This is a genomic window from Microbispora sp. NPDC088329, assembly GCF_040685655.1.
Taxonomy (GTDB): domain Bacteria; phylum Actinomycetota; class Actinomycetes; order Streptosporangiales; family Streptosporangiaceae; genus Microbispora.
In genome coordinates, this window is record NZ_JBFBIP010000028.1 from 48,681 (window position 1) to 73,714 (window position 25,034).

The 25,034-nt window shown below is 69.4% G+C and carries 26 protein-coding genes; 13 read left to right on the top strand and 13 right to left on the bottom strand.

The genetic code is table 11. The features are described 5' to 3' along the window. Positions 1-25: 25 nt before the first annotated feature. Positions 26-850: a helix-turn-helix transcriptional regulator gene (locus AB0O28_RS35265; protein WP_363646920.1), complete on the bottom strand. Its 825-nt coding sequence runs from the start codon at positions 848-850 to the stop codon at positions 26-28. A gap of 107 nt (positions 851-957) precedes the next feature. On the opposite strand from AB0O28_RS35265, the gene AB0O28_RS35270 reads away from it, so the two are divergent. Continuing rightward, positions 958-1,719, top strand: a complete 762-nt coding sequence (locus AB0O28_RS35270; protein ID WP_363646921.1) for an SDR family oxidoreductase — start codon at positions 958-960, stop codon at positions 1,717-1,719. Between the two features lie 52 nt (positions 1,720-1,771). Here AB0O28_RS35270 and AB0O28_RS35275 read toward each other — a convergent pair whose 3' ends face one another. From AB0O28_RS35275 to AB0O28_RS35315, 9 genes are all read right to left on the bottom strand, one after another. After that, entirely contained in the window at positions 1,772-2,188 is a 417-nt protein-coding gene (locus AB0O28_RS35275; RefSeq protein ID WP_363646922.1) for a DUF6010 family protein, read from the bottom strand. Between the two features lie 260 nt (positions 2,189-2,448). Continuing rightward, the gene (locus tag AB0O28_RS35280; protein ID WP_363646923.1) at positions 2,449-2,943 is read right to left on the bottom strand and encodes a signal peptidase II; all 495 of its coding nucleotides are present in this window, start codon (positions 2,941-2,943) and stop codon (positions 2,449-2,451) included. Between the two features lie 74 nt (positions 2,944-3,017). Beyond that, complete coding sequence (locus tag AB0O28_RS35285; protein ID WP_363646924.1) at positions 3,018-5,915, bottom strand: CDP-glycerol glycerophosphotransferase family protein; 2,898 nt, start codon at positions 5,913-5,915, stop codon at positions 3,018-3,020. Between the two features lie 228 nt (positions 5,916-6,143). Further along, positions 6,144-6,464, bottom strand: a complete 321-nt coding sequence (locus AB0O28_RS35290; protein WP_363646925.1) for an MGMT family protein — start codon at positions 6,462-6,464, stop codon at positions 6,144-6,146. Further along, positions 6,452-6,820 carry a hypothetical protein gene (locus tag AB0O28_RS35295; RefSeq protein WP_363646926.1) on the bottom strand — a complete coding sequence of 123 codons (369 nt, stop codon included), beginning with the start codon at positions 6,818-6,820 and terminating at the stop codon, positions 6,452-6,454. Before AB0O28_RS35295 ends, AB0O28_RS35290 begins: the two co-directional genes overlap by 13 nt. 101 nt (positions 6,821-6,921) lie before the next feature. Beyond that, positions 6,922-8,094, bottom strand: coding sequence for a S8 family serine peptidase (locus tag AB0O28_RS35300; RefSeq protein WP_363646927.1), 1,173 nt, complete (start codon positions 8,092-8,094; stop codon positions 6,922-6,924). After that, positions 8,088-9,062, bottom strand: coding sequence for a hypothetical protein (locus AB0O28_RS35305; protein ID WP_363646928.1), 975 nt, complete (start codon positions 9,060-9,062; stop codon positions 8,088-8,090). The genes AB0O28_RS35300 and AB0O28_RS35305 overlap by 7 nt, the downstream gene beginning before the upstream one ends. A 9-nt stretch (positions 9,063-9,071) precedes the next feature. Continuing rightward, positions 9,072-10,337, bottom strand: coding sequence for a S8 family serine peptidase (locus AB0O28_RS35310; RefSeq protein WP_363646929.1), 1,266 nt, complete (start codon positions 10,335-10,337; stop codon positions 9,072-9,074). Further along, a complete protein-coding gene (locus tag AB0O28_RS35315; RefSeq protein ID WP_363646930.1) occupies positions 10,331-11,050 on the bottom strand; it encodes a hypothetical protein in 720 nt (239 codons plus the stop codon). The genes AB0O28_RS35310 and AB0O28_RS35315 overlap by 7 nt, the downstream gene beginning before the upstream one ends. Before the next feature lie 152 nt (positions 11,051-11,202). On the opposite strand from AB0O28_RS35315, the gene AB0O28_RS35320 reads away from it, so the two are divergent. Both AB0O28_RS35320 and AB0O28_RS35325 read left to right on the top strand, forming a co-directional pair. Continuing rightward, positions 11,203-11,670 (top strand): hypothetical protein, encoded by a 468-nt coding sequence (locus tag AB0O28_RS35320; RefSeq protein ID WP_363646931.1) that lies wholly within the window; start codon positions 11,203-11,205, stop codon positions 11,668-11,670. Then, complete coding sequence (locus AB0O28_RS35325; RefSeq protein ID WP_363646932.1) at positions 11,670-11,981, top strand: transcriptional regulator; 312 nt, start codon at positions 11,670-11,672, stop codon at positions 11,979-11,981. The genes AB0O28_RS35320 and AB0O28_RS35325 overlap by 1 nt, the downstream gene beginning before the upstream one ends. A 68-nt stretch (positions 11,982-12,049) precedes the next feature. On the opposite strand, the gene moeZ is transcribed toward AB0O28_RS35325, so the two are convergent. Continuing rightward, positions 12,050-13,228: an adenylyltransferase/sulfurtransferase MoeZ gene (moeZ, locus tag AB0O28_RS35330; protein WP_363646933.1), complete on the bottom strand. Its 1,179-nt coding sequence runs from the start codon at positions 13,226-13,228 to the stop codon at positions 12,050-12,052. Positions 13,229-13,326: 98 nt separating this feature from the next. Next, entirely contained in the window at positions 13,327-14,241 is a 915-nt protein-coding gene (locus tag AB0O28_RS35335) for an alpha/beta fold hydrolase (RefSeq protein WP_363646934.1), read from the bottom strand. A 412-nt stretch (positions 14,242-14,653) separates the two neighbouring features. On the opposite strand from AB0O28_RS35335, the gene AB0O28_RS35340 reads away from it, so the two are divergent. The 6 genes from AB0O28_RS35340 to AB0O28_RS35365 all read left to right on the top strand — a co-directional run bounded on the left by AB0O28_RS35340 (position 14,654) and on the right by AB0O28_RS35365 (position 20,920). After that, positions 14,654-15,262, top strand: coding sequence for a hypothetical protein (locus AB0O28_RS35340; protein WP_363646935.1), 609 nt, complete (start codon positions 14,654-14,656; stop codon positions 15,260-15,262). A 405-nt stretch (positions 15,263-15,667) separates the two neighbouring features. Continuing rightward, positions 15,668-16,297, top strand: coding sequence for a hypothetical protein (locus tag AB0O28_RS35345; RefSeq protein ID WP_363646936.1), 630 nt, complete (start codon positions 15,668-15,670; stop codon positions 16,295-16,297). A 718-nt stretch (positions 16,298-17,015) separates the two neighbouring features. After that, positions 17,016-17,471, top strand: a complete 456-nt coding sequence (locus AB0O28_RS35350) for a hypothetical protein (RefSeq protein WP_363646937.1) — start codon at positions 17,016-17,018, stop codon at positions 17,469-17,471. Positions 17,472-18,220: 749 nt separating this feature from the next. Continuing rightward, positions 18,221-18,748, top strand: coding sequence for a hypothetical protein (locus AB0O28_RS35355; protein WP_363646938.1), 528 nt, complete (start codon positions 18,221-18,223; stop codon positions 18,746-18,748). 644 nt (positions 18,749-19,392) lie between these two features. After that, on the top strand, positions 19,393-19,950 hold the full coding sequence (locus AB0O28_RS35360) for a hypothetical protein (protein ID WP_363646939.1): 558 nt from the start codon (positions 19,393-19,395) through the stop codon (positions 19,948-19,950). Positions 19,951-20,614: 664 nt separating this feature from the next. Continuing rightward, the gene (locus AB0O28_RS35365; RefSeq protein WP_363646940.1) at positions 20,615-20,920 is read left to right on the top strand and encodes a hypothetical protein; all 306 of its coding nucleotides are present in this window, start codon (positions 20,615-20,617) and stop codon (positions 20,918-20,920) included. Positions 20,921-21,169: 249 nt separating this feature from the next. Here the strand turns inward: AB0O28_RS35365 and AB0O28_RS35370 are convergent, their stop codons facing one another. After that, positions 21,170-22,090: a Ku protein gene (locus tag AB0O28_RS35370; protein ID WP_363646941.1), complete on the bottom strand. Its 921-nt coding sequence runs from the start codon at positions 22,088-22,090 to the stop codon at positions 21,170-21,172. A 310-nt stretch (positions 22,091-22,400) separates the two neighbouring features. Here AB0O28_RS35370 and ligD point away from each other — a divergent pair, with 310 nt between their 5' ends. From ligD to AB0O28_RS35390, 4 genes are all read left to right on the top strand, one after another. Next, positions 22,401-23,282 carry a non-homologous end-joining DNA ligase gene (gene ligD, locus AB0O28_RS35375; RefSeq protein WP_363646942.1) on the top strand — a complete coding sequence of 294 codons (882 nt, stop codon included), beginning with the start codon at positions 22,401-22,403 and terminating at the stop codon, positions 23,280-23,282. Positions 23,283-23,349: 67 nt separating this feature from the next. Next, positions 23,350-23,550 carry a hypothetical protein gene (locus AB0O28_RS35380; protein WP_363646943.1) on the top strand — a complete coding sequence of 67 codons (201 nt, stop codon included), beginning with the start codon at positions 23,350-23,352 and terminating at the stop codon, positions 23,548-23,550. Positions 23,551-23,620: 70 nt separating this feature from the next. Then, positions 23,621-24,241, top strand: a complete 621-nt coding sequence (locus AB0O28_RS35385; RefSeq protein WP_363646944.1) for a TetR/AcrR family transcriptional regulator — start codon at positions 23,621-23,623, stop codon at positions 24,239-24,241. A 96-nt stretch (positions 24,242-24,337) separates the two neighbouring features. Then, entirely contained in the window at positions 24,338-24,568 is a 231-nt protein-coding gene (locus AB0O28_RS35390) for a DUF3107 domain-containing protein (RefSeq protein WP_363646946.1), read from the top strand. Positions 24,569-25,034 lie beyond the last annotated feature (466 nt).

A 25,034-nucleotide genomic window follows, 5' to 3' on the forward strand; every position in this document is an offset into this window, starting at 1 on the left:
CCAGTCCGTGACACGATTGGGCGGATCAGCCCCGCACGCTCAGGCCCTGGTCCTGCCGGAGCCGGGCCAGCGTGCGGCCGGTCGGGGAGGCCGGATCGGCGGTGTACATGACCACCAGCAGGTCGGGGTCGCCCGGCAGAGCCAGGGTCTCGTACGCGAAGTCCAGGTCTCCGAGCTCCGGGTGCCGCAGCAGCTTGGCCCCGAAGGTCTTCTCGGCCACCCGGTGCTCCTCCCACAGGCGGGCGAAGTCCGGGTCGGCGGACAGGTCGGCGACGAGCGGGCCCAGCAGGGGGTCGTCGGGGTGCCTCCCGGCGTACAGGCGCAGATGGGCGATGATCTCGGCGGCCACAGTCGCCCAGTCGCGGTAGAGCGAACGCGCACGCGGCGACAGGAACGTCTGACGGGCCATGTTGCGCTCACCCTCGGGCATGGCCGAGAAGCCGGTGATCCGGTCGGCGAGGGCGTTCCAGGCGAGCACGTCCATCCGGGGGCCGAGGACGAACGCCGGCACGCTGTCGGCCGCGTCCAGGAGCATCCGCACTCCGGGCCGGACCTGGGAGGCAGGAGCCCGCCGGTCCTCGGGCGGGCGCAGAAGGCGGCGCAGGTGTGCCCGCTCGGTGCCGTCCATGCGCAGCACCCGGGCGACCGCGTCGAGCACCTCGTCCGAGACGTTGCGTACGCGCTGCTGCTCCAGGCGGATGTAGTACTCGGCGCTCACGCCCGCGAGCAGCGCGACCTCCTCGCGCCGCAGCCCGCTGACACGCCGCCGTCCGTGTGCCGGGAGCCCCGCGTCCTCCGGCCGGATCCGGGCCCGGCGAGAACGCAGGAACCGTCCCAGATCACCATCCATGACGCACAAGACTAGTACTGCCGTTACCAGGAAAAGGCGTGGCCTGGGTAGGCCCGCCCCGCCCCGCCAGAGTGGCTCTCGTCAACCTCGAACGCGAAGGAGTCACAATGAGCTACGAGAACCTGGCCGGACGCGTCGCCGTGGTAACCGGGGCCGCCAGCGGCATGGGAGAGGCGACGGCGCGGCTGCTGGCCGCCTCCGGCGCGAAGGTCGCGCTGCTCGCCCGCCGCGCCGACCGGTTGGAGGACCTGGCCCGGAAGATCGCAGCCGACGGCGGCACCGCGCTGGCCGTGACCGCGGACATCACTCGGGACGACAACGTGACCGCCGCCGTGGACCGGATCCACGCCGAACTCGGGCCCGTGGACCTGGTGGTGAACGCCGCGGGCGTGATGCTGCCCAATCCGATCGACGACGGCCGCATCGACGAGTGGACGCGGATGCTCGACACGAACCTCGCCGGCGCCCTGCGGATCATCCGGGCCTTCACCACCGACCTGCTCGCTGCGGCGGCGGACGGCAGAACGGCCGACCTCGTCAACGTCTCGTCGATCGGCGCCCACGCCGTCTTCCCCGGCTACGCCGTCTACGGGGCGACCAAGGCCGCCCTCACCCACCTGTCCACACTCCTGCGCACCGAGTTCGGCCCGCGCGGCGTGCGGGTGACCAACATCGAGCCGGGCCTGACGGCGACGGAGCTGGGCGACCACGTCGACAGCCCGGAGCTCGGGGCACAGCTGGCGGGCATGTTCCAGGTCATCACGCCCCTTAACGCCGAGGAGATCGCCGACCTGATCGGCTACACGGTCAGCAGGGCCAAACACGTCAACCTCCGTCAGGTCGTCGTGCTGCCGACGAACCAGGCCTGAGGTCTCCGTGCGCCGGGCGTCTCGCTCAGGCGAGCAGCTCACCCAGAGAGCACTACTCGTCAAGAGGAACCACGTCCGTGGTGCGGGGCCGGGTGACGCGGGCCCGGACGAGGCCGATGAGCGAGGGACCGCCCCAGAAGCACCACAGGGCGATGACGGGATCGCAGATGGCGCAGCCGAAGGACGAGTCGTGGGCGAAGGGGATGATCGGGCTGCCCTTGAGGTGGTGGAGAATGTCCCATCCGGTGTGCAGCAGCCAGGCGATCCCGATGAACGTCCACGACTCCAGGCCGCGATAGGCGCAGTACGCGACGAGCGCGGTGAAGGGGAACTCCCAGCCGCCGAGCCCCCCGCCACTGAGGTAGGCGGCCCCCGCTCCGGCCACCATGACGGCGTTGAAGCGACGGCGGTGCGGTTCGGGGATCAGCGACATCAGCACGGCGTAGACGAGGCCGATCAGGATCGGCATGACAAGACTCATGATCGTGCGGCTCTCTCACATGGCTGTCGTGATGGCGCGAGCAGACGGCCGGCACCGCTGATGGCGACGGCGAACCCGCGGCAGAGAGCCAATCAGACGGCCACATGCCTTCCCAGGGGCATTGGCGACACATGCCGACAGGATCCCGCCAGGCGCCGGGGCGACATGCCGCGCCCCGGGCCGCGTGGAGAAGGGCCCGGGGCGTAGAAGGCTCACCGGTGAGGAGGAGAACCGCCGCGGCGGTTCTCCTACGCGGATGGACGTCCCTTGTCGGGCACACCCCCGAGAGGGACATCGCGCAGATTCAGCAGCAGCAGGAAGGCGCCGCCCCCCACGATCGCGATGTCGGCGACGTTGCCGACGAACAGGCCGCCGTAGTCGATGAAGTCCACCACATGGCCCTGGGCGAAGGCGGGCGGGCGGAAGAGGCGGTCGAGCAGATGGGATGTGGCGCCCCCGAGCAACGCACCCAGCACGAGAGTCCAGGCCGGCGACCGCAGCCGCCGCCCGACGTAGAGGATGCCGGCGACCGCGACGGCCGTCGTCAGGGTGAACACCCACGTCACCCCCTCGCCGGTCGAGAAGGCGGCGCCGGCGTTCAGCAACAACCGCAATCGGATCAGCTGCGGGATCACCGTGATGGTCTGACCGTCGGAAAGCGCGGACGTCGCCCAGAACTTGGAGGCCTGGTCCACGAGAAGAACGACCGCGGCCAGCACGAGCATCCGCCCATATGGCCGCATGCCTGGTCTCGTCCCCTGCGAACCTCGCCCGTCCGACACCCCTACCTCGCGATCCACGACATTCTCGATCTCGGTCAGGACGTGAAGACGTGATCGATGACGCGGGCGGTGGCCTTGCCGTTGTCGTGCGGCGCGTAGGTCCGCACGAAGGACGCGTAACGGTCGGCCAGCTTGGCGGTCACGGCGTCGATGTTCCGCAGGGCCTCCACGACCTCGGGCGAGGTCTCCAGGCGCGGACCCGGGCGCTGCGACTCCAGGTCGAGGTACAGGCCGCGCGAGGAGCGATACTTGGCCAGGTCCGGCGTGAACAGCACGACCGGCCGCCCGGTCGCCACGAAGTCGAACATGACCGACGAGTAGTCGGTGACGAGCACGTCGGCGATCAGCAGGAGATCGGCGGTGTCGGGGTAGGTCGTCACGTCGATCGCGAAGCCGCCCTGCGCGTTCACGTGCGGGAAGGCCTGCATCATGTGCCCCCGCACCAGCACGACGTGATCGGCGCCGAGTGCCCGCTTCGCGTCGGCCAGGTCGAGCTTGACCGCGGCGTTCCTGCGGTCGTAGTCGCGGTAGGTCGGTGCGTACAGGACGACCCGCTTGCCCTCGGGGATGCCGATCCTGCGCCGGATCTCCGCCGCCAGGGCGTCGCGCTCGCCGGAGACGAGGACGTCGTTGCGCGGGTAGCCGGCCTCCAGGATCTCGCCCTCGTAGCCGAAGGCCTTGCGCAGCACGGACGACGCCCACGGGCTCTGCGACAGCAGCACGTCCCAGCCGCGCACCTCCACGGCCTGGCGGTGCCACACCGGGGGCCGGGGCTCGCGCTTCATGTGGGCCTGGTCGCGGCCGATGTGCTTGACGGGCGTGCCGTGCCAGGTCTGCAGGCACACCTGGTCCTCACGGGTGCGGAACCACTGCGGCAGGAAACCGTTGGAGACGATGTAGCGGGCGCGTGCCAGCGCCTCGTAGTGCTCCCGGCTGCCCTCGCGGACCACCGTGGGCGTCACGCCGTCGCCGAGCCCCAGCTCGTGCGAGCCCGGCGGCACGAACGCGCCGTCCCTGACGACCCAGATGTGCTCGCTCTCGTCACCGCGCCGCAGCCGCTCCTCGTAGATGGCGCGCGGGTTGTCCGAGTACGCGCGGCCGTCGAAGGAGACGTAGACCGTCGCCTCGCGCAGGGGCCTGGCGCGCTCGGCGGGGTAGAAGGTGCGGCTGAGCGCCCACACACCCGCCGCGCTCCGCTCGTCGCCCGGACGATCCTCGGCCGCGACCAGCACCGGCACGTCGTAGCGAGTGGCGACGAACCGGTAGACCCGGCCGCCGATGGCCCTCGGTCCCTCGTCCAGCACGTCGAGGCCCGCGTGGTCGAACCGGGCGGGCACCATGGCGGGGCCGTACCTGCCGGGCGGGGCCACCGAGATGTTCCACGTGCCCTCGGCCAGCGGCACGGCCGACCCGAAGCGCGGCATCGCGCCGGGCGACAGCCGTACGGTGAACCGCTCGCCGTCGCGCTCCAGCGGCGTCCGGATCGTGAGCCCGCCCCGATGCCGCAGCACCAGGTCGCGCGGACCCTGGTCGGGGTCGGGGTAGCGGCCGGTGAGCGTGATCGACTCGTCGTGCCACTCGGCCGAGGTGATCACAGGCAGGATCTTGTGACCCGAGATGACGACGCGGTCGCGCCGGTCGCCCTGCACCGTGACCTCGCGATCGCCGACGAGCAGGCGGGTCTCCTCCGCGCCCTCCAGCATCACGGCCGCGGCCGGGTCGCCCTTGGGCTCGACCCACAGCCGCCGGGACTCGGCGTTGAGCAGGGTGCCGACCGCGAGCGACAGCGAGAAACGGCTGCCGCCCTCGACCGGGGCGAAGTCGGCCGACATGCGGTGCCCGCCGACGCGGGCCTTGCCCTTGGTGATCGGCCGGCCCGGCAGGAAGCCGGTGAGCTCGATGTTGTCGCCGTTCAGCTGCACATCGGTGAGCTGAGCGCGGGTCGGCTGGTAGACCACCTGCAGCGCCTTGTCGGAGGTCCACACGGGCCGCACCCACCAGCGCGGGCGCACCTGCAGCCCCGCCGGGCGCTCGGTGCGGCCGATCACGGGACCGCGCAGCACGCCCTTGGCGCGGGCGGCGCGGCTCCAGATCACGATCTCGGCCCGCCAGGTGGTGGTGTCCTGGACGGTGTGGCGGCGGCGCAGCACCCGCTTCGTGCCGCGCACCAGGGCCCGCACCCCCGCGCGCCAGCGCAGGGAGAACGGATGCAGCTCGGCCGTGAAGCCGGCCCAGTCGTAGTTGCATCCGGGTTCGCGGGCGGCGTGGGTGGCCTCGGGGCGGTAGGTCCTGCGGGTCCTCATCGTGACCCGGGGCAGCCAGCGGGGACCGTGCAGCACGACGGTGGCGCGGTTGAAACGGCCGCTGCGGACCGACAGGCCCGCGATGTAGGCGTGCCCGGTCACCCTCAGGCGGTTGCCCACCCAGGTGATGTCGTCGATCTGCGTGACCGGCACGAGGTCGGCCGCCCGCAGGCGCAGCAGCGAGGGGTCGCCGACCTCGACCGGCAGGTCGGCGTACCACCGCAGGCCCCGCCGGACCCGGCGGGACGGCTCGGCCGCGGCGGCGGCGAGCTTGACCAGCGCGTCGCCCTCGGCGAGCTCGCCCGGGTCCTGCGTCTCGATCAGGTGGCAGGCGACCCGGCGCCCGACCGGCAGCTCCCGCTTGACCTTCGGATCGACCTCCGCGAGATACGGCCGGAGCGCGTCGATGGTCTGGCGGCGGCGGGCGGGCCCGCGCTTGGCTGCGGCGTCGAGGCGCAGACCGAGGGGACCGGCGATCGCCTCGCGGTCGACCTCCCGGCGCTGCGCGGGGCTCAGCCCCTCCGCGCGCACGAGCGCGACCAGCGCGTCGATCGGCTCGCCCCGGTCGTAAAGCTCCTGGACAGCCCGCAGTCGTTCAGCGACGGCGTCGCTCGTGGGTGCGGGTGTCATACGGGAGGCACCACCCTTCGCCAGACCTGTGTTCAGAAAATGGTAATGCCCTCAGAACACTGCCAGATCTGACTCGCGCAAGCCTGTGGATTTCCTGGGAATCGCCGTGTGACACCCCTGTGGCACGGGGTGACGAGCAGCACTACGCCGGGGGAGGGGCGCCGGTCCGACCGATCACACAGCGGTTTGTCATTCATCCGGTTAGGGATCAGGCAGGCGATTCGGCGGTCAGTCGCGGCCGTCCCAGCGGGCCGCGCGCATGTCGGCCCGCGCGCCGCGGACCGGAGTGCCCTCCTCACGCCACCGCGCCAGGCATTCGGCCTCGAGACCGGCCGCGGGGGTGCCGTCGGCGTGGATCACCCGCCACCACGGCACGGCCCCGCCCCACAGCGACATCACGCGGCCGACCTGCCGGGGGCCGCCCTCGCCGAGATACTCGGCCACGTCTCCATAGGACATCACCCTGCCGCGGGGGATCCGCTCGACCAGGTCGAGCACCCGCTCGGCGTACGGCGGCGGCTGGCCGCGGCCGTCTCTCAAGCGCTCCACTCGGTCGGCCCGGCGGCGAGGATCTCTTCGAGCTTGCCGAACTCGTAGACCGACGATCCGTTGATCTGCTCGACGACCCCGTTCCTGATGCCGTACGCCTCGCCGTCCTCGCCCACGAGCCGGGCCCCCATGAGGTCGGTGAGACGGGCCAGCTGAGCGACCTGCCAGTCCGATCCCGGCTGACCGGAGAGCCGGCCCGACCAGGTCGCGACCGGGTGCACGGAGTCGCCGTGGCGCGCGACGATCTCGCTCGCCTCGTGCGACCCGCGCAGCTCGAATCCGGCCTGCGCCGAAACGCTCGCGAGTTCGGCGTAGGCGAGCGGTGCCTCACGCTCTACGCGCAGCTCGTACCCCATGAGCCGCGACCTTAGCGAAACTTGACCCGGCTGTGTCACCGGAAACAGGAACATCGGGAGTACCGCGTCCGAAATGCAGCGAAACGGCGGCCAACATGTGATCACCGGCGGATGAGCGCGACGGCGGCGGCACAAAAACCGCCGATTCCGAGCAGAACGGCGATGCCGTAGATCCAGAGCCTAACCGGATCCGGTCCCGGGCGCGCGGGCCCCTGCGAGACCGGGCCCCTGCCGAAGTGCGCGTCGTCCCGCACCGCGGAGGCGGGGCCGTATCCGGTCAGCTCCCCGGCCTTTCGCAGGGCCGCCGCCGCGTCCACCACTCCGAATCCGACTTTGTCGTCGTAGCCCGACGGCGGGTGGGGACGGGAGGTCGACGTCAGAGCACGCGACACCAATTCCGGCGGCAGATCAGGATATTTCGCCTTAATTAGCGCGATAGTTCCCGCAACGATCGCGCTGGCCACTCCGGTCCCCGACACCGTCCCATAGCGGCCCCCGGCGAGAGCGACGGGCACCCGGTCCCCGGGCGCGGCGACCAGGACCGAGAGGTTGTCGCTGCTGCCGGCGGTCTTGGCGCCCCGGCGGTCGACGGCGGCGACCCCCACCACTCCGGGGTAGCCCGCCGGGAACGCCCAGTAGGAGGTGCCGTTCTGCCTGGCGTAGGGCGACCTGCCCGCGTCCCCCACCGCCGCCACGAGCACCACTCCCCTCGCCAGCGCCGAGGAGATGGCGTCCCGCTCCACGCGGTCCACGCCGTACGCCGGGACGGGCAGGCAGATGACCTTGGCCCCCCGGCCGATCGCGTAGCGGATGCCGCGGGCCAGAGGGCTGTCCTGCGTCTCCCGCGCCGGGCCCTCGGGACCGGCGGAGCCGCCCTGCGCCGGCCCCGCCGCCGTCACGGGCAAAGACAGCACCCGCGCCTGCGGCGCGACCCCGGAGATCCCCCCGCCGCGCCCGTTTCCCGCGATCACCGAGGCCAGCGCGGTCACGTCGTCGCCCGGTCTCACCGTCTCGTCGTCGAACGTCGTGCCCGTCATGTCCGGCCCCCGCTCGACCCGGCCGCTCAGCTCGGGCACACCGGTGTCGGGCTGCCCGCCGCCGAGCAGGGCGACGGTCACGCCCGCGCCCTTGCTGACCTTCCACGCGGCGGCGGCGTTGACGGCGTGGAGCGCCCACTGCCCGTCCTCACCGCCCGGCGCCGCGGCCCAGGCCGCCGGCCCTGTTCCCAGGAGGACGGCCGTCAGCGCCGCGCAGACGGAGGCCGGCCTCAGCACACGTTCCCCTGCGTGCAGCGGGGGACGTCCGGGGGCTCGGCGAGGGCACGCGCGATGCGCCCGGCCACGGTCTCGGCCACGGGCCACATCTCGCTGTTCACCTGTTCCTCCAGGGGGACGGAGGCACGCGTCCTACCGTCGGTGTACCCCACTGCGGAGAAGACGATGTACGGCCCCGCGCCCACCCATCCGGTGCGCTGGCGCTGGGCCGCGCCGAAGGTGTCGGTGACCGTGCCGGGGAAGGCCATCGGCCGTACGCCCACCCGGTCGTCCACCGGCAGTTCGCCCGCCGCGTCGGTCCTGGCCTGCTCGCCCGGCAGCACGGCGACGCCCACGGTGACGGCGAACGTCGAGGTCTGGTCGACGTAGGTGGCGCGCAGCATGGCCCGGCAGCCGTGTCTGCGCAGCACGGACGCCACCGGCGCGTCGACCGCCGCCGCGCACGCCGCCTCGGGGGCGATGCCGACCCGGCGGGCGTACTGCTGCGCGCGGCCGAGCGCCGTGTACGGAAGCTCCTCGGGAAAGACCATCCCGGCGGGCCAGGCACGCCACCGTCTGGCGACGTCCTCGGCCACATAGCGGGCGCGCTCGGCGTCGGTGAGCGGCCTGGACCTGTTCTCCTTGATGAACCCGACCGACCCCAGCAGCACGTTGACCGCGGCGACGGCGAGGACGACGCCCATGATCGTCAGGTAGAGCGAGCGGAAGCGGATGCCGCGCTCGAGCTCGGCCCGTTCCCTGGCCGCCTCCGCGGCGGCGGTCCGCCCCTTCGACCCCGTCCAGGTCCGTGCCCGGGTCCGGCGGGCGGACGCGCCGAGTGGCAGTGCCCCCGGAGCCGTCCGGCCGTCTCCCCGCAGGCTGTCCCGCCTGAGCCCGGCCTGCCGGAGCCCGGCCTGCCGGAGCCCGGCCTGCCGGAGGCCGGACGGCGTCCGTGCCGTCGGCGGGATGCGGGGCTGCTCGGGCGGCATACTCCGATGCTACGTCGGCAGCCTCGTCGGCCAAGGAGCCGGCGGCAGCGCGTCGTTCTCCTCCTGCCGTCTGCGCGCCCGCCGCGCGAGCACGAGCAGGACGGCCAGGCCCGCGCCCGAGCCGGAGAAGGCGCCGAGCGCGATGCCGCCGTAGAGGAGGATCGTCCCCGTGTCGCGCCGTACGACCACGATGGGGTCGTGGTCGTTCGCGGACGAACGGACGGGACGCGAGGGGCTCTGCACGCCCGATCCCGACGCCGTCGTGCGATGGCGGGAGAGGGTGGCCGCCACGCTCAGCGCCCGGTACGCGTTGACCACCCCGAACCCGGTGCCGATGTTGTACGGCCCCCGGTGGTCCGGCGACGAGGTGAGCGCCTGCGCGACGAGGGCGGGCGACATGCGGGGGTGGCGCGACTTGATCAGCGCGGCGACGCCGGAGACGAGCGCGGTCGCCTGGGATGTCCCCCGGCCGACCCAGTACTCGTCGCCCGGCCCGGCCCCGAGGACGTCGACGCCAGGGGCGGCCACCATCACCGAGGAGTTGCGGTTGGAGAACGAGGCGCGCCGCAACGTGGACGTGACGGCGGCCACCGAGATCACCCCGGGGATCGCCGCCGGATAGGAGTACGGCGCGGTCCGCTTGCCCGCGCCCTCGTTGCCCGCCGCGGCGACGAGGACGACGCCCTTGGATATCGCGTACGCGATCGCCGAACGCTCGTCCTTCGTCGGCATGTCCTTCGACAGCGACATGTTGATGACCTCGGCGCCGTGGTCCACGGCGTACCGGATGCCCTTGGCGACCACGGCCTCGTAACGGGCGTCCGAGTTGAACGTGCGGAACCCGGGCTCCTCGTCCTCCAGGATCACGCGCACGGACAGCACCCTCGCCTCCGGCGCGACGCCGATGATGCCGTCGGCGCCGTCCGGGCCGTGCCCGTGCCCGGCGATGAGCGAGGCCATGTAGGTGCCGTGCAGGCGCACCGGCTGCACCCCCCGCGGGTTGGCGCCGGCGGTGAAGTCCCTCCCGGTGACGACCGACCCGGCGAGGTCGCGGTGATCGGGGTCGACCCCGGAGTCCAGGACCGCGACGGTGACGCCGGCGCCCTTCGTCAGCCGCCAGGCGTCGTCGACGTCGAGGGTGCGCAGCACGTCCTGCTGGCTGAGCCGTACGTCGTCGGCGCCGGCCGGGACCGGGACGAGAAACGTGCCGCCGGACAGGGCGAGCACCGCGGCGGCCGACGCGGCGAGGGCCCTGCGCCGGAGCGCGGTCAGCACTGCCACTCCTTGGCCGCGCAGTCGGGCGACGCCGGGGCGGTGAGGCTCGCGGCCACCTCCTCGGCCAGGTCCTCGGTGAACGAGAACATCGTCTCCCGTTGCTCCCCGAGCGCACGGGCCGGACGCCCGTCGATCTGCCCCGCCGTCGTCATCACGAGGTACGGCCCGACCGCACGCAGGACCAGCGACTGGCGTCCGCTCGCGGTGAAGCGGTCGGTCACGGTGCCGGGGAACGCGAGGGCGCGCAGCCCGGGGGCGGCCGACCCGTCGCCGGGAAAGATGGGGATGGCCGAGCGCGCCTTGAGCTCGTCGGGGAAGGCCGCCACGCCGATCGTCACCACGATGCCCTGGAGGGCGTCGAGGTAGGTGGCCCGCAGGATCGCCCGGCAGCCGGCGTCCTTCATCTGGCCGGCGATGGCCGAGTCGACCGCGCCGCGGCAGTCCGTACGCGGGGAGATGCCCACCCGCCGCGCCTGTTCACGCCCGCCCTGCTCACTCGTGTAGGGCAGGGTGGCGGGGAAGATCCGGCCGGCCGGCCAGCGCTCCCACCGCAGCGCCACTTCCGCCGCCCGGGCCTCGCGCAGCTCGGCGGCGCTCGGCCCTCGGGTCAGTTCGGCGACGGCGGCGCTGGCCGCGATACCGCCGGCGATCGCGCAGATGACGGTGATCGCGGTGGCCACGGCCACGGCCGGCCAGGTCCGCGTCTCGCCCACTGCGCCTCCGTTCCCGTCACGGCCTCCCTCCTCCAGTGACCTTAACGCGACCTACCACCCGTCATCCCCACAAATGCCTCCGGAAAGTACTTGACGCTACGGAAAGTAGAAAGTACTTTCCTAGATGGAAAGAGCGGCGAGAGGAGCCCCCCATGAACCCCGAGGAAGCGGCACAGAGCCTGGCGACGATCCGGCAGACCCAGGCGAAGGCGTTGCGGTCGGAGCCCTGGTTCCCCCACTGGTACACCACCGGCGTCGGCGTGTTCGTCACCGGCGGCCAGTTCGTCACCGAGCCGGGCACCCCGATCCCGGTCATGATCGGTGGCGGGCTCGTACTACTCGCCGGTCTGGCCATCCTGGCCTTCCTGATGGTGCGCAGGCGCAGGATGGCGGCGCACCGCAGCCTGATGACGGGGTCCGGTTCCGTCGCCTTCGCGGTGTGGCTCGTCGGCTCCATCGCGCTCGACATCGCGTTGACGTTCTGGCTCACCTTCGCGGAGGTGCCCTACGGGCGGACGTACGGCGCCCTCGCCATGACGGTGTTCATGGCCGCGACCGGGCCCTTCGTCGCGCGGTGGATCTCGGACCGGATGGCCCGCCGAGTGGAGAGCGGTCGCTGATGGAGCTCGACCCGGTCATCCACGCCCCCGCCCGCCTGCAGATCGTCTCGCTGCTCGCCGCCGCGCAGGAAGCCGAGTTCGGGTTCGTGCGCGACACCGTCGGCGTCAGCGACTCGGTCCTGTCCAAGCACGGCAGCGCGCTGGAGGCCGCCGGCTACGTCGCCGTGCGCAAGGGTTACGTGGGCAAGCGGCCCAAGACGTGGTTCAAGCTCACCGACAAGGGACGGGCGGCGTTCACCGCGTACGTCGAGAACCTGCAGCGCATCGTCGCACCCAGCGGTCTCAGCGTCACTCCGGACAAACGCGCATAAGGGCGCTCAACGCGGCGACGGCCGCCGCCTCGTGACGAGGCGGCGGCCGTCGCCGTGGTCGTGGTGAATCAGTAGGTCGGCAGGCTGGGGTCGACCGTCTTGATCCAGCTCAGCACGCCGCCGCCCACGTGGACGGCGTCGGAGAAGCCGGCGTTCTTCAGGACCGCGAGCACCTCGGCCGAGCGGGCGCCCGACTTGCAGTGCAGCACGATCTTCTTGTCCTGCGGCAGCCCCTCCAGGGCCGAGCCGTTGAGGAACTCGCCCTTGGGGATCAGCACCGCGCCGGGAATGTTGACGATCTCGTACTCGTTCGGCTCGCGGACATCGATGATCATGATGTCCTCGCCGCGCTCGCGCATCGCCTCGAGCTCGGCCGCGGTGATCGTGCTGCCCGCGGCGGCCTGCTGCGCCTCGTCGGAGATCACGCCGCAGAACGCCTCGTAGTCGATCAGCTCGGTGATCGAGGGGTTCTTGCCGCACAGCGGGCACTCGGGGTCCTTGCGGACCTTGACGTCTCGGTACTTCATCTCGAGGGCGTCGTAGATCATCAGGCGGCCGACGAGCGGCTCGCCGACGCCGGCGATCAGCTTGATGGCCTCGTTCACCTGGATCGAGCCGATCGACGCGCACAGCACGCCGAGCACGCCGCCCTCGGCGCAGCTCGGGACCATGCCCGGCGGCGGGGGCTCGGGGTAGAGGCAGCGGTAGCACGGCCCGTGCTCGGCCCAGAAGACGCTCGCCTGCCCGTCGAAGCGGTAGATGGACCCCCACACGTACGGCTTGCCCAGCAGCACGGCCGCGTCGTTGACCATGTAGCGGGTGGCGAAGTTGTCCGTGCCGTCGACGATGAGGTCGTAGCCGGAGAAGATGTCCATCACGTTGTCGGTCGTGAGCGCGACGTTGTGAATGACGACGTTGACCAGCGGGTTGATCTCGCGCACGCTCGCGGCGGCCGACTCGGCCTTCAGACGGCCCACGTCCGACTGCCCGTGGATCACCTGACGCTGCAGGTTCGACTCGTCCACGACGTCGAAGTCGATGATGCCGAGCGTCCCTACCCCGGCCGCGGCCAGGTACAGCAGCGCGGGAGAGCCCAGCCCGCCCGCGCCCACACACAGCACCTTGGCGTTCTTGAGGCGCTTCTGACCCGCCATGCCGACGTCGGGGATGATCAGGTGGCGCGAGTAGCGGCGCACCTCGTCAACCGTCAGCTCTGCTGCCGGCTCTACCAGCGGTGGCAACGACACAGTTCCACTCCCGTTTTCGTGCCAATGTCGCGCTCGGCTCCATGGGCCCATCACAAGCTCTTCTCACAACTTAACCGGGGTGGCCCCGCATTCCCCAATCACGCTGTTCGGCGCAGGGGCGTCCTCGTGTAGGCCAGCAGACGGCGCGCCTCGCGGGCAACGAGCTCGGGGTACTCCATCTGTGCCACGTGACCGGCGCGCGGAAGTGTGACCAGTCGCACGTCACGGAAGACCCGTCCGGCCCGATGCGCCATGCGGGCGTGGACAAGCCGGTCGCGCAGGCCGTACACGACGAGGGTGGGCGCGGTGACCCGCTCGGCATGGCGCCAGAGGTTGTCCGGGCCCAGGCGGAAGTACTCGCGCACGATCGCGCGGGCACATCCGACCATGGCCGCGCCCGCGTGCGGGAGCCCGTCGCGGCGGCGCAGCTCCTCCACCGCCTCACGCAGCCGCTCCGGGTGGACCCGCCCGGCGTCGGCGTAACACATGCTGAGCGTCGCCTGGACGCGCCGCTCGGGCGGCAGCGCGCTGAGCCAGCGCACGGCCAGCTCTCCCAGGCGCGGAGCGGCCGACATCGCGACCCGCGCCGGCCCATACCTCGGCAGCAGGTCGGGCAGCGCCGGCGAGACCAGCGTCAGCGACCTGACGAGATCGGGCCGCGTGGCCGCGACCCGGACCGAGACCGCGCCGCCCATGGAGTTGCCGAAGAGGTGGACCGGCCCCTCTCCCAGCGCCTCGACGAGCCCGGCCACCGCCCTGGCGTGGGCGGGGACCGAATAGTCGCCGTCCACGGGTTCCGGCGAGTAGCCGGCCCCGGGCAGGTCGACCGCGACCCCGCGCACCTCGTCGGCGAGCTCGCCCATCAGGTCGGTCCAGTTGGTCGCCGAGCCCGCCAGGCCGTGCACGTACACGGCGGTCTCGGGCGGCCCCTCCGGGGTCGTCCGCACATGGATGCGCGCTCCCCCCACGTCGATGAGCCGGCCGGGCCACGACGGAATCGGCTCGTCACCCACACGTCCTCCCCTGTTTCGCCTCGTTCGCCTCGTTCGCGTCGAGTTTCTCGACGATAACCCCGCTCGCACGTCACCTCGGCGGGCACTCCCGCTACCCGGAGGACGTGGGATCGATCATCCGGGTTCACCCCGTTCGACGAGAGCGACATAGAGCCAATATCACCCCTATTCGGACATTTCGAAATGCGGATATGAATGACAATCCGGACTAAAGCACTCCTATCGGTGTCAACGATGCCAATAAAGCGATAAGTGAATGGCAAAAGCCGCCGATCGCCGTTTGTCGCTCGGACGGCGAGGAAAACAAGACAATGCAGGGATGATCCACCAAGGGTCATCAGTAAGGGCATTTTCCGAACGACTTGGAAAACGCCGGAGTGTCGGGGCAACAATCCTTCAAGGAGGACATGAAATGCCCAAGTTCAACAACCTGGTCGGGATCCTCGCGATCAGCGCCGCGCTCACCGGTGGTGCCGTGACCCTGGGTACCGCTGTCGCCGCCACCAGCGCGAACGCCACGACCGTCATGGGCGGCTACGTGGGCGGTGGCGGTGGCTACTACCCCTACGTGAACTACAACCGCAACCGGAACGGGCAGCGGCAGAAGAACAAGGCGCTGAACGGCAACAAGAACAAGAACAAGAACAAGACGAAGCAGTGGCAGCACGAGCGGCAGAACCAGGCCCAGAACCAGTTCCTGCTGCGTGACTTCACGCTCGTCCTCACGCCGTTCCAGAAGACGGACACCGACGCGCGGGCGCTTCCGTACAACTGGCAGTACGGAAACACGCAGTCGTACCCGTACACGCGGACGAACAGCTACAGCGACCAGTTCAACAACCCGCGTCAGGACCAGGACTCCCTGGCCCAGCCGAAGACGAACACGGCCACCGAGGTCAACCCGCGCATCAAGAAGAAGGACATCGACGCGGACATCGACGTGGACGTGGAGAAGGAGAAGAAGATCGAGAAGGAGAAGAAGTACTACGACCCCGACTACCAGCCGGAGATCGTGCGCTGACGGGACCCGCACGAGCGGCTCGGTGAACGTCCCGGCCACGGCGGGCGACGCACCGGCCGATGGCCACCCGCGCTCGTGACCGGCGGCCTCACCTGAGCCGCAGCCGCGAGCGACGGGAGACACGCTCGATCGGCGGAGCGGCGGACACACCCGCCCGCGGAACGGGCGGCGACCGGATGACCGTGAGACACGGCACCGGCGCCACCCGCGTCCGCCGCTCCGTCCGCGGTCGAGCGAGCAGTTGAGAGAGCAGAGCACCGGCGGCGTGTTTCGAGGAGAGGGCCGCCGGTGTCAGGCGAACGCATCGCGCCGCGTCACACACGACGGCGCCGAATCCACTACCACCCGCCCCGATCCCTCAGGGGACCGGGCCGGGGTCGCGATATTCAGAGGAGAAACACCCAGATGTCCGTGTTGAAGAACATCGCCGGGGCTCTCGCCCTCGGCACCGCGCTGAGCGGCGCGGCCATCGTGCTCGGTGGCGTCGCCACCGTCGGCACGGCCGGCGCAGCGACCGTTATGGGCGGATACATTCCTGCTCCGTCCGGTGGTGTCCGTTACGTCCGGCCGAGCTACAACCGCAACTACAACACCAACCGGCAGGCCCAGGGGCAGAAGGGCCGTAACAAGAACAAGAACAAGAACAAGAACAAGAACCACGAGTGGCAGCACGCTCGTCAGTCGGAGAACCAGAGCCAGTTCCTGCTGCGTGACTTCACGCTCGTCCTCACGCCGTTCCAGAAGTCGTCGAACGGCTCCGCCGCGGTTCCGTGGAACTCCCAGTGGTCGCAGAACTCCACACTGCCGTACACCAACACCACCGACTGGAACCAGATGCACAACCAGCCCCGGCAGGACCAGGACTCGCAGGCCGACCCGCGCACGAACACGGCCACCCAGGTCAACCCGGAGGCCAAGACCAAGGATGTCGACATCGACGTCGACGCCGACATCAAGAAGAAGGAAGAGGAGAAGAAGAAGAAGTACGGCTACGAGCACGACGACTACACGCCGTCGTACGACGCCGTCCCCTGATTCGCAACGTCCGTCGCGGCCGCGCTGAACGGTCGCGCCGAGCCTCGGGCCGCCGGCCCGGGTGCCGGATGAATCGCGCCGGATGAATGTGCCCGTGCTCACCTGGGGTGGAGTTCCACGCCACTCGTGAGCACGGGCACTGTTCGTTTCCCCCATTTCGGTCGCTCTGCGCCGCGCCCGCTCCCAGGGCTCGTCATCGAGGCCCATTTCCCTCAGCCGCCGGCCTCCGGAGTCGTGCGACGCCACTTCGCCGCAAGCGGAGCCGCGGTCGCGTCTCCTAAATCCGCCCATGGGCCGCCAACGCCGGGGCCGGCCCGCCCCGCCACGGCGCGCTCCATGTCCCCTCGAAACGTCCCAAGGCCCTCTCACGAGGCCTCTCGCAAGGCCCCTCGAACGCGTCGCTCGAGACCGCGCGCCTCCCGGCTGCTCCCTCTCGCAGGCCTGCCACCGCGCTCGCGCCGTCGCTTCCGCGGATCCGGCACCCCACATTGAAATCGGACATTTTAGGACAAGTCGCCCTTTATTACTCTAAGTCGCACCATAAAGCTTTAATGGGCGATCAAAGGCTACAGGGGTGCGTTTGTCGGGTGATGTCGCCGGACATCAACGTATCGCAGGAACCCGGCCCACGGGGGGCCATAGAGATATTTCTCTCGAATCTCCACCGAGAAATATCGAAGGATGCGGGGACTTCCAATCCTTACCAAGGGGGACAGCAATGCCCAAGTTCAAGAAGGTTCTCGCCGGACTCGCACTCGGCGCCGCGATCGCGGGGGGCGCGATCGCCATGAGCGCCACAGCCGCGAGCGCCGGCTGCGGAGACGGCAGCTTCGGTATGGGCGGCATGCCCTGCAACAACAACAACTTCGTTCCCTTCAACTGTAACAACAACAACAACTGCGAGAACTGGAACAACAACAACTGGTGCAACAACAACCAGAACAACTGCTGGAACAACAACCAGAACTTCTGGAACCAGAGCAATTTCTGCGACAACCTGGACAGCGACTCCAACTTCGCCATCGTCGGCCCGTGCGCCACGATCGCCTTCAGCGACAAGACCAACCGCAACAGCAACTGGTTCAACAACGGCTGGTGGAACAACAACTGCTGGTGGAACAACAACCAGAACAACTGCTGGAACAACAACAACAACAACAACTTCTGCAACTGAGAAGGCGGGGCCGGCGACGGCCCGTGAGACGACCGCGCCGATCGGAATCCTGACAGGTGAAGGGATGACTGAAACGGTCGGCCACACCGTCCTCCACCGCCTTGACAGGAGAACGGCGCCCTGAGGCGCAGTCACGTTCCCGCGGCGTCGAAAGCTCCGTGAGCACTACGCGCTCCGGGAACGGCCGTTCGATCCAGCAGAGACAAGGGCTCCGGCGAGACTCTCGCCGGAGCCCTGACTTTTTTCCCGTACGGCGGGGCGGGGCCCAGGGCCGCCCTCAGGGTGCGCAGCCCCCAGGTGATCAGCCTCAAGACGCACACCGCAGACGCACAGCCGGAAGCGGCAGACTCGCGCACAGGTTCCGGACAGTGCACAGCCCTCCAGAACGCCTTTCCCGGCTTCGCCGGATGGGCCGCGGCCATGCGGCAGCGGAACGCGGGCGGGACGACGCTCACAATGCCCAGGCGCTCGGGCCGCCACCCCCCGTTTTCGTCTCACGGCCGAGCCCTGAACGCGATCACCCCCGCCAGAAATCGGTCAATCGAGACATTTCTCTTCTAATGCCTCTAAGTCAGTTCATAAGAGTCTAACTAGTGATCAAAAGGCTTAGATGACCGTTTGTCACGCCAGCCAGCTGGAAATCATGACAGCACAGGAAGTTGGGGCTCAATCAAGAGCCCGAAGGACATTTCTCTCAGAAATGCCCTAAACAAATTCAGGGATACTGAATCCTGTCAAGGGGGACACGCATGTCCAAGCTCCACAAGATCATCGCTGGTCTCGCGCTGAGCACCGCCGCTGTCGGCGGCACGCTCGCCCTGGGCGCCGGTGCCGCCAGTGCCGACGGCAGGCACAGCGACATCGACCGTCCCATCGTCAAGGACGGCCTGGCCAACGGCGTCGACGACAGCACGGGCGGCATCGCCCAGGACAACCGGGGCATCGGCGAGCGCGGTGATCGGGAGAACGTCTTCCCTGTCTCCTTCAGCCCGAACAACAACAACTTCGATAGGAACGACCGCAACCACAACTTCAACCAGAACGACGACAACTGCTGGTGGAACAACCAGAACTTCTGGAACCAGGGGGCGTTCTCCGACAAGCGGGACGACTTCTCCGGCTTCGGGCTTGTCGCCAAGGACGTCGCGATCGGCTTCCAGGACAAGACGAACAAGGACAACACCTGGTTCAATAACAACTGGTGGAACAACAACAACTGGTGGAACAACAACGACAACAACTGGTGGAACCGCAACGACAACGACCGAGTGAACTAAGAGGGCAGGTCCAGCGGCTCCTGCGAGACGATCGCGCCGTTCCGAGAAGGTGACGGATCCGGAAGACCTCCCATGAGGTCTCCGACTCCGGCTCACGGACTGGCGCCGTTGAGTGCAGAGACACGTTCCCCGACGGACCGGCCGCTCGCTCACCGAGCGACGGCAGCCTGAATGGGAACGGCCGTCAATCCTCCTACAGTCACAATCAAGGGCCCCGGCGGGAAGCTTCCGCCGGGGCCCTGCTCTTTCCCCTGACCGCGGTCATCGCCGCCACCGGCTTCTCTCCACGCCTCTCCCCGCCCGCGATCCCGGCCGCCCACAGATTCCCAGGCCAGCCCCGCCGCATCGTGATGCGGGTATGCCGACACCTCCGCTCGCCGAGCGTCGCGGCCACACCCAGAGGGGCAAATCGTACCTATCACTACATAAGGCGCATTATCCATCGAATCAAGCCTATACGCAGCTAATCATTAACTAAAAGCAGCAGACGTCAGTTTGTCGGGCCGCCTGGCAGGAAATCACAACTAGCGTCGGGAGCAAGGCTCAATGAGAGCCAGGAAGAAATCCCGCCCACAGTACGCGGACGGGAAATGCCGATAAACGCAGGGCAATTCGAAATCGAATCCTGTCAGGGAGGAACCATAATGCCCAACCTCAAGAAGTTTTTCGCCGGGCTCGCGCTCAGCACCGCGGTCGTCGGCGGGGCCGTCGCCATGGGCGCCACGGCCGCCAGCGCCGACGACAACCCCTTCAAGAAGAACGACTTCTTCTTCAACAAGAACGAGGACCGCCCCATCGTCAAGGACGGCGCGGCCAACGGCGTCGACGACAGCACGGGCGGCATCGCCCAGGACAACAAGAAGGAGAACTTCCCGCACGCGTTCTTCCCGAACAACGACCGGGAGCGCAACGACCGCGACCACAACATCAACGACCGCAACCAGAACAACTGGTGGGACACCAACAACTGGTGGGGCCAGAACCTCTACAAGGACGACAAGGCTGAGCACGACGCCTTCGGCCTCGTCGCCAAGGACGTCGCCTTCGGCTTCCAGGAGAAGGACGACAAGGACTTCAACTGGCTCAACAACAACTGGTGGGCCGACCAGAACTGGTGGGACCACAACAACAACGACTGGTGGAACCGCAACGACCGCGATCACCGCAACAAGGACAACAACAACCACAACAACGACGTCTGATCCGCGAGGCCTGACGCCTCGCGCGACACCGCGCCGTCCGGTCGGGTGACGGAAGCCGGTGGGCGGGACCGCTCACGCGTTCCTCTCCGCCAACGACCGGGGACGACGGCGCCGGTGAGTGCAGCCGGGTGTTTCCAGCGCATCCGCGCGCTGAGCGACAGGATGCCTGGAAACACCCTCCATCGGATGGCATGAGACAAGGGCTCCGGCGAGATCCTCGCCGGAGCCCTGACCGTTGCGCGCCCGATCCCGGCCCGCCACCTCACGGCCCACCACCTCACGACGCGGTGGACCTCGCGCCGTCTCCCCCTCCCACGGCCCGCCGCCGCTCTCCCCCGGACACTGCCCGGACACTGCCGAGAAAGGTACGAAGCGCACGAGAACCGGGGATTGGCAACACCGCGCCGCGGACCAGGAGCCCGCCCTACCCCGGATCCCGCCCGAACGCGTCAGGCATGAACGTCGATCAGGTCAGCCGTCGCCTAACGCGGGGCGCCACAGCACAACGCCGGCCCAAATCCCCTCCCGCCGAGTTTGCCGGCAGGCCGCATCGGCAATTAAGACGCCACGGGCGATAGTCGGACATACAGGACATCTCCCGGGCATTTCCGGCAGTCCCTGGAAATGTCGCACTCGGGCACTCCATCCTTCGAGGAGGACCTCAATGCCCAAATTCCGGAACGTCATCACCAGCCTGGCGGTCGGGACGGTAATGACGGGCGGCGCGCTCGCCCTGAGCACCACCGCCGCTCACGCGGCCACCCCTAGCACCCCGACCATCTCCAGCAACTCCGGCCACGGCTGGGGTCATCACTGCGGACGTCGCGGCCGCGGCTGCCGTAACACGGCCGTCAACCGCAACGACTTCCGCTTCTTCAAGTTCAAGAAGGAGAAGAAGGTCCACCGCAGCAACGCGGCCTTCGCATCCGGTGACGCCGTCGTCGAGATCGACGGCGACGACGACGACTGACACAGACGGGTGACGCCCACCCGTACGGGGCCGTCAGCGTGAAGCCGCGTGTCCGGGCCCGCCCTGATCACGCCTTCGCCGCCACCTCCGTGTCGATCGGGCGGGCGGGTGAATCGGGCGGCCGGGCGAACGGACGGCCGAGAGTTGCGGCCCTGTACGGATCGCCCACTTCCGTACCGTGAAGTAAGCCCCGGCGGAATCGCCCGCCGGGGCTCCTCAGAACAGACCCGCAGGGTGCTCGGGCAGGATTCAGGCCGAGCGGCGCGTCTTCCGCTTCTTGGGCGCCTTCTCCTCCTCGTCCGCGCCGTTCGACGCGGCCTTCTTTGCGGCGGTGCCGGAGGCGGCGGTCTTGGCCTTGGCGGCCCCGCCGGGCGACTTCGACTCGGCGGCGCCCTGACGCTCCCGCTTGGCCGCCTCGACGCTGGCCCGCAGCGCGGCCATGAGATCGACGGCCGGCCCGGCCTCGGCCGGGACCTCGGGGGCGACGACCTCCTTGCCGGCCACTTTCGCCTCGATGACCTCCTGCAGCGCCTCCCGGTAGGCGTCCTTGTACTCGGTGGGGTCGAAGTCCGCCACCATGGTCTCGATCAGGGACTCGGCCATCTTCAGCTCCTGGGGCCGTACGTCGACGTCCTCCTCGAGGAACCCGAAGTCGGCCTCGCGGATCTCGTCCGGCCAGAGCATGGTCTCCAGCACGAAGACGCCGTCCCGGACGCGGAGCGCGGCCAGCGACTCGCGCTGCCGTAGGGCGATCTTCACGACCGCCACCTGCCCCGAGCGCTCCAGCGCGTCCCTGAGCAGCACGTACGGCTTCGCGCCCTGCCCGTCCGGCTCCAGGTAGTACGACTTGGCGAAGTAGATGGGATCGATCTGTTCCGCGGGGGTGAACTGCAGCACGTCGATCCTGCGGGAGCTGGTCAGCGGCAGGTCGGCGAAGTCCTCGTCGGTCAGCACGACCATCTCGCCGGTGGCGAGCTCGTACCCCTTGGCGATGTCGGAGTACGGCACCTCTTCCCCGTCGATCGAGCAGACCCGCTTGTACTTGACCCGCCCGCCGTCCTCCCGATGCACCTGGTGGAACGCCACGTCCTTCTGTTCGGTCGCCGAATAGAGCTTCACCGGGATGGTGACCAGACCGAACGAGATCGCGCCTTTCCAGATGCTGCGCATAGCCACATTCTCGTCTCTGTGTTCGAACAACGCCATGGTGGGATTCAAGGGAGTTACCTCATGGGCAGGTACCCACTATGGCGGTGCCGTATCCGACCGCACCGATGCTCGCCATTCCCGGACAAGTCCCCTCCGGGCGGATTCGCCGGCGATGTCCGGCGACCTCCTCCGCCTGATTGAGCCGCCCGAGATCGGGCAGAGCCCCTTCTCTGACCGGCTGCCGAGGCGGATCCCCGGGAACGCCCGATGCATCCGGCCGAGGTGTGCGTGGCGACGAGATCGCCGCGGAGGTGCGGCGGGAGGGGCAGGGATGACGGAGAAGGTGCGGGTGAAGGTCGACGGTCGCCTGCTGGTCCTGACCAATCTGGACAAGGTGCTCTATCCCGACGCCGCGTTCACCAAGGCCGAGGTGATCGACTACTACACCCGGATCGCGCCGGTCCTGCTCCCGCACCTGAAGGGGCGTCCGCTCACGGTCAAGCGGTATCCGAACGGCGTCGACGGCCAGTTCTTCTTCGAGAAGAACGTGCCCGAGCACACCCCCCGGTGGGTCCGTACGGTGACCCTGCCCGCGCCGGGCAGCACCAAGAACCGCGAGGAGATCGACTTCGCGCTCGTGGACGACCTGCCCACGCTCGTGTACTACGCCAACCTGGCCGCCCTGGAGATCCACGTGCCCATGTGGCGGGTGGCCAAGGACGGGGAACCGCAGCCGCCCGACACCCTGGTCTTCGACCTCGACCCCGGCGCCCCCGCCACGATCGCCGACTGCTGCCGCGTCGCCGTCCTGCTGCGGCGGGCCCTGGCCGACGACGGCCTGCAAAGCCACCCCAAGACCAGCGGCCAGAAGGGCATGCAGGTCTACGTCCCCTGGGACCGCGGACCCGGCACATCCGGCTATGCCAAGGCGCTCGCCCGGCGGATGCAGGCGGAGCATCCATTCGTGACCAGCGTGATGGCGAAGAAGGAGCGGCCGGGCAAGGTCTTCATCGACTGGAGCCAGAACAATCCCGCCAAGACGACGGTCGCGCCGTACTCGCTGCGCGCCGCGCGCAGACCGACCGCGTCCACCCCCCTGCTGTGGGAGGAGGTCGAGGCGTGCGAGAGCCCGGACCAGTTGGTGTTCACGGCACCTGACGTGCTGGAGCGCGTGGCGGAACACGGAGACCTGTTGGGACCCCTCACCGCTTAGCCCGGCGGCCGCCCTGGCCGTAGTGTTGAACCTGTCGCAGCCGACCTTCGAACGGAAGGACAAGCAGATGGCCGAGATGGACCCCCTCGACGAGGTGGTCGGGGAGATCTCGATCGAGGCGCCGGAGGCCGACGCGGTCGAGCAGCACCAGCTCGTCAACGTGCCCGACGACCGGCGCTGGCCCGAGCACGTCCCGTTCGACGCCGACCCGGCCGACGTGACCGAACAGGAGCGCACGGTCGACCTCGACGACGAGGACTATCGCTGATCCGAGTTACCGACACGTAGGATGAGGCCCCGGGGCGGGAGCCCCCGATGCGCCTTGCAAGGAGACTGCCGTGACCGCTACCCCGGACGCCAAGCCCCGGGGCACCCGGCTACCCCGGATGGCCCGCCGCCGCCAGCTGCTGAGCGCGGCACAGGAAGTGTTCGTGGAGAACGGCTACCACGCGGCGGCGATGGACGAGATCGCCGAGCGGGCCGGTGTGAGCAAGCCGGTGCTCTACCAGCACTTCCCGGGCAAGCTGGAGCTGTATCTCGCGCTGCTGGACCTGCACGTCGACGACATGGTGACCCGGTGCCGGCAGGCGCTCGAGTCCACCACCGACAACAAGCAGCGGGTGCAGGCCGCCATCGGCGCCTTCTTCGACTTCGTCTCCAGCCAGGGCGAGGCCTTCCGGCTCGTCTTCGAATCCGACCTGCGCAACGTCGCGCCCGTACGGCAGCGCATGGAGCGTTCGTTGTACGAAAGCGCCGAGGCGATCAGCCGGGTGATCCAGGAGGACACCGGCTGCTCCAGCGACGAGGCGCACCTGCTCGGCGTCGGCCTGGTCGGCATGGCCGAGGTGAGCGCGCGTTACTGGCTGAGCAGCCACGGCTCGATTCCCAAGGAGGCGGCGACGCAGCTGATGGCGCGCCTGGCCTGGCGCGGCATCAGCGGTTTCCCCCGCACCGGCTGACCGGAATCCTGTTCGCTCCACGCGATCAAAGGGCTCGCCGTTCTCCGCGGGCGACGACGATGGGTAGGGACCCAGCCCTCGCGAAAGGGGAGCCCGATGGAAATAAAGATCGGCGTGCAGTCGGTGCACCGTGAGCTCGTCGTGGAGACCGACCTGTCGGCCGAGGATATCGAGGAGGAACTCCGCAAGGCGCTCGCCTCCGACCGGGGGGTCTTCTCGCTCACCGACACCAAGGGCCGCCGAGTGGTCGTCCCCGTCGCCTCGCTCGGATTCGTCGAGATCGGCGAGGACGAGACGCGCCCCGTCGGCTTCGGCGGGACGCTCTAGCGTTTCCCGGCCGAGGCAGGCCCGCCGGCGGCGCACCGATCAGGCGCGCCGCCGGGGTGGCTGGTCCTGTTGAATCCCTGCGCCGGGTGCCTCATCGATCGGCCGTCCGGATCGCGGCGGGCTCAGGTGCGCCCGTACCCGCATCCGCGGGGGCGGCGGGTGAGGTCCGCGCGATGGGGATCCCGCCTCCCGCTGATCGTCGGGCAGCCCGCGCTTTCTCTCCGCAACACCGCACGCGGAGTCCAGTTGTTCGGCCCACATCTCGTCAAGGAAGTGCCGTAGCGGCGCGAGGCCCTCATGCTCGCACCGTACATCCGTTTGGCGGGTGCGCGACCCACGAACGCCGGACCGGCCGGTGCGCGAACCGGACTCCCGGCCCCACCGGTCCCCGCCGTCACGGAAGACGGGCCAGGTCAGCGAAGCCGAGTGCGCCGGGCACCCGTGTCGCGGACGACCTCGACACGGT

Bases quoted from the DNA above. Each gene is read 5' to 3' on its own strand.
- AB0O28_RS35265 (WP_363646920.1), bottom strand. From the start codon at position 850: ATGGATGGTGATCTGGGACGGTTCCTGCGTTCTCGCCGGGCCCGGATC.
- AB0O28_RS35270 (WP_363646921.1), top strand. From the start codon at position 958: ATGAGCTACGAGAACCTGGCCGGACGCGTCGCCGTGGTAACCGGGGCC.
- AB0O28_RS35275 (WP_363646922.1), bottom strand. From the start codon at position 2,188: ATGCCGATCCTGATCGGCCTCGTCTACGCCGTGCTGATGTCGCTGATC.
- AB0O28_RS35280 (WP_363646923.1), bottom strand. From the start codon at position 2,943: ATGCGGCCATATGGGCGGATGCTCGTGCTGGCCGCGGTCGTTCTTCTC.
- AB0O28_RS35285 (WP_363646924.1), bottom strand. From the start codon at position 5,915: ATGACACCCGCACCCACGAGCGACGCCGTCGCTGAACGACTGCGGGCT.
- AB0O28_RS35295 (WP_363646926.1), bottom strand. From the start codon at position 6,820: ATGGGGTACGAGCTGCGCGTAGAGCGTGAGGCACCGCTCGCCTACGCC.
- AB0O28_RS35305 (WP_363646928.1), bottom strand. From the start codon at position 9,062: ATGCCGCCCGAGCAGCCCCGCATCCCGCCGACGGCACGGACGCCGTCC.
- AB0O28_RS35320 (WP_363646931.1), top strand. From the start codon at position 11,203: ATGAACCCCGAGGAAGCGGCACAGAGCCTGGCGACGATCCGGCAGACC.
- AB0O28_RS35325 (WP_363646932.1), top strand. From the start codon at position 11,670: ATGGAGCTCGACCCGGTCATCCACGCCCCCGCCCGCCTGCAGATCGTC.
- AB0O28_RS35340 (WP_363646935.1), top strand. From the start codon at position 14,654: ATGCCCAAGTTCAACAACCTGGTCGGGATCCTCGCGATCAGCGCCGCG.
- AB0O28_RS35345 (WP_363646936.1), top strand. From the start codon at position 15,668: ATGTCCGTGTTGAAGAACATCGCCGGGGCTCTCGCCCTCGGCACCGCG.
- AB0O28_RS35350 (WP_363646937.1), top strand. From the start codon at position 17,016: ATGCCCAAGTTCAAGAAGGTTCTCGCCGGACTCGCACTCGGCGCCGCG.
- AB0O28_RS35355 (WP_363646938.1), top strand. From the start codon at position 18,221: ATGTCCAAGCTCCACAAGATCATCGCTGGTCTCGCGCTGAGCACCGCC.
- AB0O28_RS35360 (WP_363646939.1), top strand. From the start codon at position 19,393: ATGCCCAACCTCAAGAAGTTTTTCGCCGGGCTCGCGCTCAGCACCGCG.
- AB0O28_RS35365 (WP_363646940.1), top strand. From the start codon at position 20,615: ATGCCCAAATTCCGGAACGTCATCACCAGCCTGGCGGTCGGGACGGTA.
- AB0O28_RS35370 (WP_363646941.1), bottom strand. From the start codon at position 22,090: ATGCGCAGCATCTGGAAAGGCGCGATCTCGTTCGGTCTGGTCACCATC.
- ligD (WP_363646942.1), top strand. From the start codon at position 22,401: ATGACGGAGAAGGTGCGGGTGAAGGTCGACGGTCGCCTGCTGGTCCTG.
- AB0O28_RS35380 (WP_363646943.1), top strand. From the start codon at position 23,350: ATGGCCGAGATGGACCCCCTCGACGAGGTGGTCGGGGAGATCTCGATC.
- AB0O28_RS35390 (WP_363646946.1), top strand. From the start codon at position 24,338: ATGGAAATAAAGATCGGCGTGCAGTCGGTGCACCGTGAGCTCGTCGTG.